Raw genomic sequence first — 14,710 nt, 5'->3', positions numbered from 1 at the left:
AAATTAAGTTCCAGGTGAACTCGTTTTACAACTTCTTCTTCATTATCTAGTTTTGAGAGAATGAAAAATTTCTCTTGCAAAATGTAAAAAAGTCATTATAATAAATAATGTCTTATAAAATAGTCTGGTGGCGATAGCGAGAAGGTCACACCCGTTCCCATACCGAACACGGAAGTTAAGCTTCTCAGCGCCGATGGTAGTTGGGGGCTCTCCCCCTGTGAGAGTAGGACGCTGCCGGGCAGTTACAAAATTTTATTATTCCGCAGTAGCTCAGTGGTAGAGCAATCGGCTGTTAACCGATCGGTCGTAGGTTCGAGTCCTACCTGCGGAGCCAAACTTTATTTCAACATAAAGTCTTTGGGCTTGGTATTATGCTTCCATAGCTCAGCAGGTAGAGCACTTCCATGGTAAGGAAGAGGTCACCGGTTCGAGCCCGGTTGGAAGCTCTCTGTAAAACTTAAAAAAATGGCCCCTTGGTCAAGCGGTTAAGACACCGCCCTTTCACGGCGGTAACACGGGTTCGAATCCCGTAGGGGTCACCATTTGTGGAGGATTAGCTCAGCTGGGAGAGCATCTGCCTTACAAGCAGAGGGTCGGCGGTTCGAGCCCGTCATCCTCCACCATCTTGCCGGTTTAGCTCAATTGGTAGAGCAACTGACTTGTAATCAGTAGGTTGGGGGTTCAAGTCCTCTAGCCGGCACCATTTTTTTTGGAGGGGTAGCGAAGTGGCTAAACGCGGCGGACTGTAAATCCGCTCCCTCAGGGTTCGGCGGTTCGAATCCGTCCCCCTCCACCATTCTAATATTACTTTCATCAAAATGGACAAGATACCTAGTGTCCTTTTTATTTTGAATATTAGTTACATTGTCAAATCATTGGGCTATAGCCAAGCGGTAAGGCAACGGACTTTGACTCCGTCATTCGTAGGTTCGAATCCTGCTAGCCCAGCCATATGATGAGCCATTAGCTCAGTCGGTAGAGCATCTGACTTTTAATCAGAGGGTCGAAGGTTCGAGTCCTTCATGGCTCATAATAACTTGATACTATATCAGGTTTTTTTTATTTATCCAATTGGCATTTTTGGAATGAACATAATAAACTATTTTTATGCGGAAGTAGTTCAGTGGTAGAACACCACCTTGCCAAGGTGGGGGTCGCGGGTTCGAATCCCGTCTTCCGCTTAAATAATGGGGCCTTAGCTCAGCTGGGAGAGCGCCTGCCTTGCACGCAGGAGGTCAGCGGTTCGATCCCGCTAGGCTCCACCATACACTACATAGAAATCTTACGCCTTAACCGAATCGGGTTAAGGTTTTTTTATGCATTTTTTTGCATTTTCTGCAGGTAAGCTTTTGTCATATTTTATTTTTAAAGTTACGAAGTATAGTTTTGATAAAAAGTAAATTCGCATATATATACACAATTTTGTTGAGTTGAGTCATTTAAAAGAAAGGGGGTAAAATGAAAAGGTACACTAAATTCTGAACAGTTAAAATATAAAGAATGCTGGGGGGAAGAGTGATGAGGAAGATTTCGATAATCGGGATGCCTATGGACTTAGGTCAATTGCGTCGAGGAGTCGATATGGGTCCAAGTGCAATGAGATATGCTGGAATGATTGAAAGGCTGAAAAGCTTACAATATATAGTTGATGATCTTGGTGATATTCCAATTGGAAGACCGGAAGTAGTTATTCGGAAGGATACAAATTTAAGGAATTTAGAACTAGTTGCCGAAAAAAGCTGCATGCTTGCTGAAAAAGTAAATGAAGTTGTAGCCTCTGGAGCTTTTCCGCTTATACTGGGTGGGGACCATAGTATTGCGATCGGGACGCTTACAGGAGTAGCAAAACACTATCAAAATTTAGGCGTCATTTGGTATGATGCCCACGGTGATTTAAATACTGCAGAAACCTCGCCTTCTGGAAATATTCATGGAATGCCTTTAGCCATAAGCTTAGGTATCGGTCATCCGTTGCTTACAGAGCTAGGGGGCTATTCTCCTAAAATTAAACCAGAAAATATTGTAATAGTTGGTGCTAGGGCATTAGATGAAGGAGAAAAAGAGTTAATTCGAGAAAAAGGAATTAAAGTCTACACCATGCATGAAGTAGATCGTTTAGGAATGACGAAGGTGATGGAGGAAACCATCTCCTATTTAAAAGATCGAACAGATGGAGTTCATTTGTCACTTGACTTAGATGGGTTAGATCCACATGATGCACCAGGAGTTGGGACGCCGGTAATTGGGGGAATCAGCTATCGTGAAAGTAATTTAGCCATGGAGATGCTGGCTGAAGCAGATTTTATTACGTCAGCCGAATTTGTTGAGGTAAATCCTATCCTGGATGAAAGAAATAAAACTGCTACTGTTGCAGTTTCGTTAATGGGTTCATTATTTGGCGAAAAACTTCTTTAAATACTGTATATAAAAATATTTGTTAGTACCTTTGAATACTTGATTAAAGCTGCCTAAAAAAACATGGCGGCTTTCTTTTGCTGGTTGAGAAGTGAAATTATTTTTATTTGGCTAATTACGCTAAACTTATTAGAGTGGATTTGCTAAGATAAAGGAAGTAAAAAAATGTAGAAAAAAAATGAAACCTTTTCCGCTATCGATTCGTATATCGTATAGCCGCATAGAGCGGAGGTAAATGAATGGAAGAAATCGTCAAGAAACGGATAAAACAAGTATTAAAGGGCGATCAAAACGCTTTTGAAGAAATTGTTGATATATATAAGGACAAGGTTTACCAGTTATGCTATCGAATGTTAGGAAATAAGCACGAGTCTGAAGATGTTGCCCAAGAAGCTTTTATCCGAGCCTATGTTAATCTTGCCAGCTTTAATATCAAACTTAAATTTTCCACATGGCTTTATCGAATTGCTACAAATCTTTGTATAGACCGGCTAAGGAAAAAGAAGCCAGATTATTATTTAGATGCCGAAATAGCTGGAACAGAAGGTTTAACCATGTATTCACAAATACCTGCAGAAACCGTTTTACCAGAAGATGAATTAGAAAGTATGGAAGTTCACTCGCAAATTCAACATGAAATATCAAAATTACCGGATAAATATCGGACGGTGATTATTTTAAAGTATATTGAAGAGCTTTCATTAAATGAGATTAGTGAAATTCTCGAAATGCCGCTAGGGACAGTGAAAACAAGAATTCATCGGGGGCGCGAAGCATTACGGAACCAATTACGCTATGTTTAATGGGAGGGTGATAACCGTGAAATGTACAGAAGAAGTAATCCAATTAATGCATGAGTATTTTGATGAAGAACTATCACCTGATAATGAAAAGAAATTAACTGAGCATTTAAATTCTTGCAGTGAATGTTTTGCCTATTTTCAGCAGCTTAAAAAAACTGTTACCTTCATCCAAGGTTCGTCCCAAATACAAGCACCCGATAATTTTACCGTCAATGTTATGGCTAAATTGCCTCCAGTAAGAAGAAAAGTAGGATTCCAAAGCTGGATGAAGCTTCACCCTTTAATGACAGCTGCATCCGTGTTTTTAGTGCTAATGACGGGAAGCTTAGTTTCTAGTTGGCAGAATGATCACAAATTTTCTGTTACAAACCAATCCAACCTAGTCGTTCAAAATCACAAGGTAATTGTACCGGAGGGAAAAGTTGTAAAGGGCGATGTGATTGTTAGAAATGGAGAATTAAGAATCGAAGGGGAAGTACAAGGAGACGTTACGGTGATAAATGGGGATCATTATCTTGCTTCAGCAGGTCATGTTACCGGCGAGATTGAAGAAGTCAATAAGGTATTTGATTGGCTATGGTATCAAATGAAACGAACGTATAACAAGGTGATTTCTGTTTTTAATACTAATGATCATTAGTAGCAGTCACTCTTTACGGGTGACTGTTTTTCATTCCTTACTATGAAAATGATTAAGAATTCATTATACTATGTTAAGCTATATCTCTTATCGGACTTAATATAGCAAAGAATCATAATAGCTTTACGAAATATGGTATAATAAAAAAGTTACATAGATCTAAACACTAAGAATACCATACCTTTGTTTATAAAAGATCCAAATTAAATCATTTCAATAGACATAGGAGACTGTGTAAAAAAATTTGATTTATGTAAAATGAAGGGGACTTTGCTTTCCACTAAACTGTTGGGGGAAATACCATGTCGATTGGAAATTTTAATATATTGGGCTCACTTGCCGATATTGTTGACATTCTCCTTGTTTGGTACGTCATATATAAATTAATTAATTTAATAAGAGGAACAAAAGCTGTTCAACTACTAAAAGGGATCTTTGTCATCCTGCTAGTGAAATTTATTAGTGATAACCTTGGATTCAATACGTTAAGTTGGATCATGGGAAATATCATCACATGGGGGTTCCTAGCAATCATCATTATCTTTCAGCCCGAGTTACGGCGAGCCCTTGAGCAATTGGGAAGGGGCAAGTTTTTCTCTAGAAGCGGTATTCAAGAGGAAGATGATCAAGATAAGTTAGTTGAGGCGATTGTTAAAGCAACGGATTATATGGCCAAACGGAGAATAGGAGCCCTAATCTCAATTGAAAGAGAGACGGGAATGAGTGACTATATTGAAACAGGGATTCCTTTAAATGCTAATATTTCATCGGAATTACTAATCAATATTTTTATTCCAAATACACCATTACATGATGGTGCAGTTATTATTCAAAAAAATATCGTTGCAGCAGCTGCATGTTATTTGCCTTTATCAGAGAGCCCATTTATTTCGAAGGAATTAGGTACACGTCATAGAGCAGCGCTGGGTATTAGTGAAGTAACAGACAGTGTGACCGTTATTGTTTCAGAAGAAACGGGTAATATATCATTAACAAAAAACGGTGAATTACATCGCGGTCTTCAGTTAGATGCATTTAAAAGTTTATTAGAAAATGAATTGGTAACAAGAAATAAAACAAAACCAACTTCTTCCGCTCGTTGGAATTGGAGGGGAAAAAGAAATGGATAAATTTATGGATAATCCATGGTTTATAAAAGGTGTTGCCTTAGTTCTTGCATTCCTGCTATTTTCTTCTGTTTCAGATGGGACAGGAGAGAAGGGAACAGAAGAGAATGTTCCCTCCAGCCAAAATGTTGAAACAATTGAAAACATGCCGGTGAAAAGTTATTTTGACACGGATAACTTTGTTGTATCCGGTGTTCCTGAAACTGTAGATGTTACGATTGAAGGCCCAAAAAGTATTGTCCAATCAACAAAAGCATTGAAAAATTTTGAAGTATTCGTTGATTTAACCGATGCGAAGATTGGGACCCAGAATGTGAAATTTAAAGTGAAAGAAATATCGGATAAACTAACGGTAACGATTAAACCAACATCTGCAAAAGTAACAGTACAGGAAAAAATAACAAAGGAATTCAAAGTACAAGCGGAGTTTAATCAAGATCTACTTGATGAAGGATATGTAGCTGAACAACCTGTTGTCAAACCAAATAAGGTTGAAATAACAGGTGCAAAAAGCGATATTCAGAAAATTAGCTATGTAAAGGCAACGGTTGATGTTAGTGGACCGGTTCAAGAAACGATTTCAAAAAATGCAAAAGTACTTGCGTTTGACCAGCAGTTAAACAAATTAAATGTCACGATTGAACCTGAAACAGTACAAGTGACCGTTCCTGTTAAAAACACGAATAAGACAGTACCTATTAATGTGATTCAAAAAGGAACAGCACAAAGTGGCATTGTTATTGATAGTATTATTTTAGATAGTAAAGAGGCCAAAATAAGCGGTATAGAAGACGTAGTAAAGGAAACGGAAAGTGTAAGGGTTGAGGTTGATATATCAGCCATAACGGAAGAAACAGTACTTACGCTGCCGGTTATCGTTCCTGAAGGGATTTCTAAAGTAACACCAGAAGTGGTGAAGGCAACGATTAAGGTTAGCAAATTAGAACAAAAAACACTTACAAATTTCTCAATTAAACCAGAGGGCCTGGGAGAAGCTTATGATATCCTTTTTAGGGACCCATTGAATGGGAAAATTTCTTTTTCAATATCAGGCTCAAGTGAAACGGTTAGGCGTTTAACGGCTGCAGATTTTGATGTTTCGGTAAATGTTACCAATTTAGGTGAAGGTGAACATGAGGTGCCAATTACCGCAAATGGTCCTAATAACGTCACGTTAAGATTAGAAAAGGATCTTGCGAAAATTACAATCGTTAAAAAAGATGGAGTATAAATCATAGGAAATGATGAAGGAGCGATAGTTATAATGGGAAAATATTTCGGTACCGATGGTGTTCGCGGAGTGGCAAACAGCGAATTGACACCGGAATTTGCGTTTAGATTAGGTCGATTCGGAGGTTACGTGCTAACAAAAGATAAAGATCGACCAAAGGTTTTAATTGGAAGAGATACGCGAATTTCAGGCCATATGCTTGAGGGAGCGCTAGTTGCCGGGTTGTTATCCATAGGTGCGGAAGTAATGAGGTTAGGTGTTATTTCAACTCCTGGTGTATCCTATTTAACAAAAGCACTTGGTGCCCAGGCGGGGGTTATGATTTCAGCCTCACATAATCCGGTAGCAGATAACGGAATTAAATTTTTCGGACCGGATGGCTTCAAGCTTTCTGACGAGCAGGAAGCTGAAATTGAGGAATTATTAGATTTGGAAGAGGACCAATTACCAAGACCTGTTGGAGCCAATCTTGGACAAGTTAATGATTATTTCGAAGGTGGTCAAAAATACCTTCAGTATTTAAAACAAACGGTAGATGAGGATTTTTCTGGTATCCATGTTGCACTAGACTGTGCACACGGAGCGACATCTTCATTAGCAACATACTTGTTTGCTGATTTAGATGCTAATATATCGACGATGGGTGCATCCCCAAATGGATTAAATATTAATGAAGGGGTAGGCTCTACTCACCCTGAGGCTTTGGCGAAATTTGTAAGAGAAAAAGGTGCAGATATTGGTCTAGCCTTTGATGGTGATGGCGACCGTTTGATCGCAATCGATGAAAATGGCACGATTGTTGATGGTGACCAAATCATGTATATATGCGGGAAATATTTAAAAGAGCAAGGCCGCCTAAAGCATGGAACGGTTGTTTCAACAGTGATGAGCAATCTTGGTTTTTATAAGGCTCTAGAGGCACATGATATCCAAAGCGCCCAGACAGCGGTTGGGGATCGTTATGTTGTCGAAGAAATGAAGAAAAAGGGCTATAATCTTGGTGGAGAGCAGTCAGGACATATCATTTTCCTTGATTACAACACCACTGGAGATGGATTATTAACAGGCTTGCAGCTTGTGAATATTATGAAGGTAACGGAAAAGCCACTTTCAGAGCTTGCTGCTGAAATGAAAAAGTTTCCTCAGGCTTTAGTCAATATCAAAGTTACCGATAAAAATCATGTAACAGATAATGAAAAGGTAAAACAAGTGATCAGTGCCGTGGAAGCTGAAATGAATGGTAACGGACGTGTACTGGTTCGTCCTTCAGGAACTGAACCATTAGTTCGGGTTATGGTTGAAGCACCAACTGAAGAAAGTTGTCAGGCATTTGTAAATAGCATTGCAGAAGTCGTCCGTCAGGAAATGGGCTTAAAAGAGGAATAAAGAACATATGCATAAGAGAACCTTTGGTCTCTCTTATGCATATTTTTTATTAGAGGATAAATGTAAACGGGAAGCGGTAACATTTTCCTCTTTTTTTAGAAGGCTGTGTTAAAGCTCAGTGTAGACTTTTTACGCAATGTTGATTGGAGCGGAAGGCGCTTGACTCCTGCGGGAGCAGCGGGACAGGTGAGACCCCACAGGAGCTTTAGCTCCGAGGAGGCTCACCGCCCGCCCCGCGGAAAGCAAGCGCCTGGAGCGGAAATCAACAGTCAAGTTTAACACACCTTTTAGAAAAACTTCCCGTAAGTTTTGATTTGTTCAACAATTGACTTATAGGGAAAACTGTTATATGATTATCCTTGATTTTTTGCATATAATTAACCAAAGGAGGGTAGTCAAGTTCATAACATGTTAAAGCGCCTGAACTAATCTGAGTCGATTAGTTGACGAGGAGGAGGTTTATCGAAACTTCGGCGGATGCCTCCCGGTTGTTGACGCACAACCGAAAATCCTTTTCTCCAAAACACCAGGGTAACCTAGTGGACAAAAAGAAAGGAATGCGCAAAGAACGATAGGGAAACACCCTTTCAAAAAATAAAATACAGAGATAAGGGGGCAAGTCTGCCCCCAAAGCAGCTTGCCCCCTTCTTAAACAAGGAGGAAACACATTTATGTGCGGTATTGTTGGATATATAGGGAACATAGATTCAAAGGAAATCCTGTTAAAGGGCTTAGAGAAGCTGGAGTATAGAGGGTATGATTCTGCGGGTATTGCGGTTATGAATGAAAACGGCGTCCATGTTTTTAAAGAAAAAGGACGTATTGCCGATTTACGCGATGTTGTGGACACAACCGTTGCTGCCAATACAGGAATTGGTCATACTCGTTGGGCTACCCACGGTGCGCCAAGTAGAGTAAATGCTCACCCGCACCAAAGTACAACTGACCGCTTCACGCTTGTTCATAATGGGGTTATTGAAAACTATGATATCTTAAAGCGCGAGTATTTACAGAATGTTACTTTAAAAAGTGATACGGATACAGAAGTAATCGTACTGATGATTGAACTATTTGTTAGCGAAGGCTTAACAGTAGAAGAAGCGTTCCGCAAAACGCTCACACTTTTAAAGGGTTCTTACGCACTTGCTCTTTTAGACAACCAAAACACAGATACTATTTATGTAGCAAAAAATAAAAGTCCTCTGTTAGTCGGACTTGGTGAAGATTTCAATGTTGTAGCCAGCGATGCGATGGCAATGCTTCAAGTGACAAATCAGTATGTTGAATTAATGGATAAAGAAATGGTTATTGTAACGAAAGACGCAGTAACAATTCAAAATTTAGCCGGTGAAGTCATGAGCCGCGATCCATACACAGCTGAGCTTGATGCTAGTGACATTGAAAAGGGAACTTACCCACACTATATGTTAAAAGAAATCGACGAACAGCCTGCAGTAATGCGTAAAATTATCCAAATGTATCAAAATGACCAAGGTCAATTAACAGTTGATCAGGAGATCGTTGATGCAGTTTCTGCTGCAGATAGAATTTATATTATTGCGGCGGGTACTTCCTACCATGCTGGGTTGGTTGGGAAACAGTTAATTGAAAAAATGGCAAAGATTCCGGTTGAGGTTCATATTGCGAGTGAATTCGGCTACAATATTCCACTCCTTTCAGAAAAGCCGTTATTCATTTTTATTTCCCAAAGTGGTGAAACAGCGGACAGCCGTGCTGTACTAGTTCAAGTTAAGGAATTAGGACATAAGGCGTTAACCGTTACGAACGTTCCTGGATCTACTCTTTCCCGGGAAGCGGACTTCACACTCTTACTACATGCTGGTCCTGAAATTGCGGTTGCGTCTACGAAAGCTTACACAGCTCAAATTGCTGTATTAGCCATTCTCTCCGAAGTGGTTGGTAGCAACCGTGGTTATGAGCTAGACTTTAACTTAGTGAAAGAACTAGGTATCATTGCAAACGCAATGGAAGGCTTAGTGGACTCTAAGGAAGAGTTTGAAGCGATGGCATGGGAATACATGACGACAACTCGCAACGCTTTCTTCATTGGTCGTGGAGTGGATTACTATGTGTGCTTAGAAGGCGCACTAAAGCTGAAAGAAATTTCTTATATTCAAGCTGAAGGTTTTGCTGGTGGAGAGCTGAAGCACGGAACCATTGCCTTAATTGAAGATGGCACACCAGTTGTAGCTCTTGTTACGCAAGACTTAGTTAGCTTAAATATCCGCGGTAACGTCAAAGAGGTCGCTGCCCGTGGAGCTAGTGCATGTATTATTTCGATGAAGGGACTTGAAACGGAAGAAGACCGTTTCGTACTTCCAGAAGTAAACGAATTATTAACACCTCTTATCTCTGTTGTACCATTGCAATTGATTGCTTATTATGCGGCTTTACACCGTGACTGTGACGTTGATAAGCCAAGAAACTTGGCGAAGAGCGTAACAGTTGAATAATAGATAAAAGTAAAACCTTGATACTGTAGATTTGAAATAAAGTTACGATGTTTGTAAAAAAGATGCGATGTTTAAAATAAAGTCGCGATGAAACACCCCTTTAGATTATAGTTGTCTAAAGGGGTGTTTTTTATGTCCAAACGAACAAGAACTTCTAAAATTGAAAAGTGGATTAAAGGAGGTCGTGGGTCTGGTATAGGTGTCGATTATAAACCTTGGTTAAACATTCAAGATGTTTCCTCATTAGGAAGGTCCACACGTTTAAGAGGCATTAAAACCAATAGGCAACACGAGTTTTTATCAGATTTAGAACGAAACCACTTTTATATAACTGAATATTCTGAGTTTATTGTAGATATTCGAGAGCTATTTCCTTTATTACCTTTAGAAGAAACAATTGTCATTGCAGATGAACTAGGTATTAAGCATCCTACCGATGCTAAAACAAATGAGCCAGTTGTTATGACAACGGATTTTTTATTAACCGTAGATAAAGGTGACGGATTAGTTGAGCTTGCTAGAACTATCAAAATGAAAGACGAGCTGTTAAAAGAGCGTGTCATTGAGAAATTTGAAATTGAACGTGTGTATTGGGAAAGAAGACAAATTGATTGGGGTATTGTAACGGAGCTAGAAATCCCGAAAGAAATGGCTAGAAACATTAGCTGTATTCATGATTATTACAGCTTGGAGCATTACGATGCTTTTCAAAATTTAATTTCTCAGCACATAGAAGATTTAGCTATGGGCCTATTACAACGCTTTTTAACTAACAATGAAAGCATAAGAGCGATTACAAATGAATTTGATAAGGACACGCATATGCCGTTAGGCAGTGGTATGACACTATTTTATCATTTACTCGCTACTAAAACGCTTCGTATTGATATGTTAGAGCCATTAAACGTAGAGCAACCGCTTGTCATTCAGTTAATTGATGATAGTAAGCTGAAGAAGGTGAAGTACGGATGATTTATATTAACTAAGTATTGCAGTACACAGCTGACTCACAGCGCATTCGTGTTATTGAAATTGAAGAATCCTATGTATATGTCGTAAACATTGATACAACGAGTGCTATGCCAAAAAGAGAGTTATATAGCCATTTGGAATTAGAGCTTAATCAAGGACAGCTACTTGTTGTAGCGGATCCCTTCGCTAGAGCAATTCCAGATAGCGAATTAACACCTGTACAAAAAAATAAGCGTGACGAAGATTGGGAAACGGTAGAAAAGTATTTGCTTCCGAATATGAACGAGATTTTAAAGAAACAAGGACGCGAAGCAAAAATTGTAGAAATCACAGCACAGAGCGGTTTAGGTAAAACAAAGGTCAAAAAATTACTCAGTCGCTATTGGCAACGTGGCATGAATAAAAATGCGATGCTCCCCGACTATGCAAACTCCGGTGGTCGAGGTAAAACGAAAAAGCTAAACGATGAAAAAATAGGACGTCCACGTAGAGTGACGATTAACGGTGAATATCGAAGCGGTATTAACATTACCGATGAAATCAAAACACAATTTGAGCATGCGATAAACAAATACTACCGTAAAGCAAATAACTATTCTTTAAAAGACGTGTATGGGTTTATTTTGCGGGACTTTTATTCAGACCGCTATAAAGAAAATGGAGAAATTCACTATCGCATTTGGGAGTCGAATCGCATTCCGTCTTACCACCAGTTTTATTATTGGTTTAAGAAATTAGAAGATCCGAAGAAGGATATTGAATTTCGTAAAAGTGCAAAAGAGTATGAGCTGAAGCATCGTCCGTTATTAAGTAATTCTAAAGTGGAAACGAATGGACCGGGCACACGCTTTCAAGTTGATGCAACGATAGCAGACATATATTTGGTGAGTTCTTTTGATGTAAATCGAATTATTGGTAGACCTGTGATTTATGCCATTGTTGATGTTTACTCACGCATCATTACAGGTATCTACGTAGGCTTAGAAGGACCTTCATGGCTGGGAGCTATGATGGCTTTAGATGATATGGTCGCTGATAAAGTAGAATTTTGTAAGCAGTATGGCATCGATATTGCAGAAGAACAATGGCCGACTTATCACCTACCTGAAATTATCATTGCAGACCGAGGTGAGTTTGAAGGGTATTCAGTAGAAGGACTTCTTAAATTTAAATATCAAAATTGAAAACACTACAGCGTACCGAGGCGATTTGAAAGGTATTGTAGAGCATAAATTCTGTACGATTAACGGCAAAGTAAAGCAAAAAGCACCTGGCGCTATTCAAAAGGAATACCGAGAACGTGGAGACCAAGATTATCGTTTAGATGCTACGTTAAATTTAAAAGAGTTTACAGCGTTAATCATTACGTTAGTTTTGCAGTACAACCATAAAATTATTGATAAATACCCAATAGAAAAAGAAATGATTACTGACGGGGTTGTACCGACGCCAATTAATTTATGGAACTGGGGCATTCAAAATCGTAAAGGACGCCTTCGAACAGTGGACCGAGATATTTTACGGTTAAATGTATTACCCTGTAAATCTCTTTATACTAGCTCAGGAACGAGCGCTATTTGATGAAAATAATGAAGACGAAGTTATCACATCAAAAGTGCTGAAGCAGACAGCGAAGAAGGATATGAAAATTATCCAGCCAATGCTAAATGCCATTCGCAACAATGACTTTGCAGCTATGTATAAGTACGAGGATATTATGATTAATTTGGATGAGTTGATGATGAATCATAAGAGGAACACGCAGTATGAAGGTAAGATTAAGGCTGCGATGAAAGAGCGGCAGGATAGCCTAGAGTTTAAACGACAAGATATGTTTGAAAATTTGGTTGTGGAGGTTACAACATTAGGGATATTTGATGCAATTTCTGCAAAAGAAATATCTAAAGTGATTAATAAAATTGTTCAAACAAATACTATTGAATTAGAGTATAACGCTTTGAAACTTCAAGTGATTCAAATGTTGTTGGAATTAAATCAAAGGGAAAAAAATAAAGAAGTAGTTAAATTGAATAAAATACTACCTCTGCTAGATTTAAGAAATGGTGCATTGAAACAGAAAAAACATCCATATGAATCTTTATTGGACAAAGGATATATAAAGAATTATTCGGAAATTTTATAGATATAAGGGAGTTTGATTTATGAGGGAAATTATTTTTGAAGAAAAATTAAATTGGGATTTAAAAAAACATAATTATTTGGATGAGATACAGGATTTAACAATATTCGAATGTAAATATCCTCTAACTCTTGATATTAGCAAGCCCACAAGGCATTTGGTAACAGTAATAGATGCAAATATCCGGGAAAGTAATTACAAATTAAAATTAGAGTTATTTTTCGATGAAAATGAATTTTCAAAAATTCAATTAACACTTTTGGATGATGAAAAGCTTACTGAGTATGATTTGAAATATTTTTATCTAGAACATATAAAAGGAGCACTTTTTGATTTACGCGATAGGAATAAAAAAAAATTTACTATTAGGAATTATAGAGTTTGGCATGATACTTCAAGTTTAAGATCATCATGTAAAGTAAATGGTAAAAATAAATTTATATTTGGACCATTATATGAGAGTGATAGAGACGAGCCGTTAACAGAGCATATTTTGTATTTTGATATTGAAGTAGAAGCAAGAAATATAGATAAAGCAAGGACTATTGCATATAATAAGACTTCAGAACTAAGTGCATATCTAGCTGTTATTTTTGATGTAGGTATTGAAGACTTTCGTTCAGGATTCTATCATTTTATAGAGAAAAACCAGAAAGATTTAAGAACTAGAAGATTAAGAACGGGATTTATTGACCATGATTTAAAATTAGTAGTGAAGGATAATTTCTATGGTTTAGCTACCATAGAGGACGCTGTAAATAATAATATGAGTGGCTTTCTTAATTACTCTGATTTGACTAATCCTAACGAAGTTATTACTCAAAAAGTAGGTTCTTTTGAAAATTTAAATAGGATTTTTGAAAAACATCGACTTTATAAGGTGCAAATGAAAAGAGAGGATTTATCAGATGAGTATAATTTAAATGAAGTCAGATATCCAGGGGATAGTATACAAATTCCAAGCTATATAGGGCAGTTTTTCAAAAGTATAGATTCCCTCTTAGAGAAGGATAGAACAGCCTATATTTGTTTCAGAAACGCCTGTAGATTATATAATTTATCATTAACGATATATAGATTTTCCCCTACAGCACATTTAGCGTATTTAGTATCTGCTATAGAATCTTTATCTAAAGTGGAAAGAAAAAGCTTTTCTGAGTTTGTTAGATTCTATGGAATTAATGTTGAAAATGATTTTATAGATTTTTTATATGGTAATGTACGCTCTGGACATTTCCATTCTGGGGAGTTTCCTTTCTTTGAATACGATGTGGAAATAAACAATACTTTAGATGCTAGATTCTTTGAAGGTAAAAACGATTTTATGAAGGCAAAGGCCCTTTTAAGAAATGTATTTGCAAACTGGATAAAAACTTTTTTACTTTTAGAATGATTTGAGATGATATTTTTGTATCGATATTAATATCCTCTCTTAAAAAGATTTAGATTAGATGTTTATATTGCATGATTTACCCTGAATTTAGTAGATGAGAACAGTGTGTTTTTTGACTTACTTAAGGGG

General features: G+C 37.8%; 10 protein-coding genes, 10 tRNA genes, 1 rRNA gene and 1 pseudogene. All 22 read left to right on the top strand.

Annotated features, from left to right (window positions below):
• Positions 1-123: 123 nt before the first annotated feature.
• The 22 genes and pseudogenes from rrf (at position 124) to ACI48O_RS19880 (ending at position 14,581) form a co-directional block, all read left to right on the top strand.
• Positions 124-240: ribosomal RNA gene (gene rrf, locus ACI48O_RS19985) — 5S ribosomal RNA — on the top strand.
• A gap of 19 nt (positions 241-259) precedes the next feature.
• A tRNA-Asn gene (locus ACI48O_RS19980) sits at positions 260-334 on the top strand.
• 39 nt (positions 335-373) lie between these two features.
• A tRNA-Thr gene (locus ACI48O_RS19975) sits at positions 374-446 on the top strand.
• A 21-nt stretch (positions 447-467) separates the two neighbouring features.
• Positions 468-542: transfer RNA gene (locus tag ACI48O_RS19970), tRNA-Glu, on the top strand.
• Between the two features lie 5 nt (positions 543-547).
• Positions 548-623: transfer RNA gene (locus ACI48O_RS19965), tRNA-Val, on the top strand.
• A gap of 4 nt (positions 624-627) precedes the next feature.
• Positions 628-703 (top strand) — tRNA-Thr (locus ACI48O_RS19960).
• An 8-nt stretch (positions 704-711) separates the two neighbouring features.
• A tRNA-Tyr gene (locus ACI48O_RS19955) sits at positions 712-796 on the top strand.
• Between the two features lie 80 nt (positions 797-876).
• Positions 877-951, top strand: a tRNA-Gln gene (locus ACI48O_RS19950).
• 6 nt (positions 952-957) lie between these two features.
• A tRNA-Lys gene (locus ACI48O_RS19945) sits at positions 958-1,030 on the top strand.
• Between the two features lie 79 nt (positions 1,031-1,109).
• A tRNA-Gly gene (locus ACI48O_RS19940) sits at positions 1,110-1,181 on the top strand.
• A gap of 8 nt (positions 1,182-1,189) precedes the next feature.
• Positions 1,190-1,265: transfer RNA gene (locus ACI48O_RS19935), tRNA-Ala, on the top strand.
• Positions 1,266-1,518: 253 nt separating this feature from the next.
• Positions 1,519-2,415, top strand: coding sequence for an arginase (gene rocF, locus ACI48O_RS19930; protein ID WP_435563591.1), 897 nt, complete (start codon positions 1,519-1,521; stop codon positions 2,413-2,415).
• A 239-nt stretch (positions 2,416-2,654) separates the two neighbouring features.
• Complete coding sequence (sigW, locus tag ACI48O_RS19925; protein ID WP_435563590.1) at positions 2,655-3,218, top strand: RNA polymerase sigma factor SigW; 564 nt, start codon at positions 2,655-2,657, stop codon at positions 3,216-3,218.
• Between the two features lie 16 nt (positions 3,219-3,234).
• Positions 3,235-3,858 carry a zf-HC2 domain-containing protein gene (locus tag ACI48O_RS19920; protein WP_435563589.1) on the top strand — a complete coding sequence of 208 codons (624 nt, stop codon included), beginning with the start codon at positions 3,235-3,237 and terminating at the stop codon, positions 3,856-3,858.
• Between the two features lie 302 nt (positions 3,859-4,160).
• On the top strand, positions 4,161-4,988 hold the full coding sequence (gene cdaA / locus ACI48O_RS19915) for a diadenylate cyclase CdaA (protein ID WP_435563588.1): 828 nt from the start codon (positions 4,161-4,163) through the stop codon (positions 4,986-4,988).
• Complete coding sequence (locus ACI48O_RS19910; RefSeq protein WP_435563587.1) at positions 4,981-6,216, top strand: CdaR family protein; 1,236 nt, start codon at positions 4,981-4,983, stop codon at positions 6,214-6,216. Before cdaA ends, ACI48O_RS19910 begins: the two co-directional genes overlap by 8 nt.
• A gap of 33 nt (positions 6,217-6,249) precedes the next feature.
• A complete protein-coding gene (gene glmM, locus ACI48O_RS19905) occupies positions 6,250-7,602 on the top strand; it encodes a phosphoglucosamine mutase (protein WP_435563586.1) in 1,353 nt (450 codons plus the stop codon).
• Between the two features lie 671 nt (positions 7,603-8,273).
• Complete coding sequence (gene glmS / locus ACI48O_RS19900; protein ID WP_435563585.1) at positions 8,274-10,076, top strand: glutamine--fructose-6-phosphate transaminase (isomerizing); 1,803 nt, start codon at positions 8,274-8,276, stop codon at positions 10,074-10,076.
• A 132-nt stretch (positions 10,077-10,208) separates the two neighbouring features.
• The gene (locus ACI48O_RS19895; protein ID WP_435563584.1) at positions 10,209-11,048 is read left to right on the top strand and encodes a TnsA endonuclease N-terminal domain-containing protein; all 840 of its coding nucleotides are present in this window, start codon (positions 10,209-10,211) and stop codon (positions 11,046-11,048) included.
• 107 nt (positions 11,049-11,155) lie between these two features.
• Positions 11,156-12,587, top strand: a pseudogene (locus tag ACI48O_RS19890) (Mu transposase C-terminal domain-containing protein); the annotation flags it as partial.
• 103 nt (positions 12,588-12,690) lie between these two features.
• Positions 12,691-13,191 (top strand): hypothetical protein, encoded by a 501-nt coding sequence (locus tag ACI48O_RS19885; protein ID WP_435563583.1) that lies wholly within the window; start codon positions 12,691-12,693, stop codon positions 13,189-13,191.
• A gap of 19 nt (positions 13,192-13,210) precedes the next feature.
• Complete coding sequence (locus ACI48O_RS19880) at positions 13,211-14,581, top strand: hypothetical protein (protein ID WP_435563582.1); 1,371 nt, start codon at positions 13,211-13,213, stop codon at positions 14,579-14,581.
• Positions 14,582-14,710: the final 129 nt, after the last annotated feature.

This window comes from Neobacillus terrisolis, from assembly GCF_051233475.1.
Lineage (GTDB): Bacteria > Bacillota > Bacilli > Bacillales > Cytobacillaceae > Bacillus_BU.
Note: the sequence above shows the minus strand (reverse complement) of the source record. Positions and strands in the feature narration are given on the sequence as shown.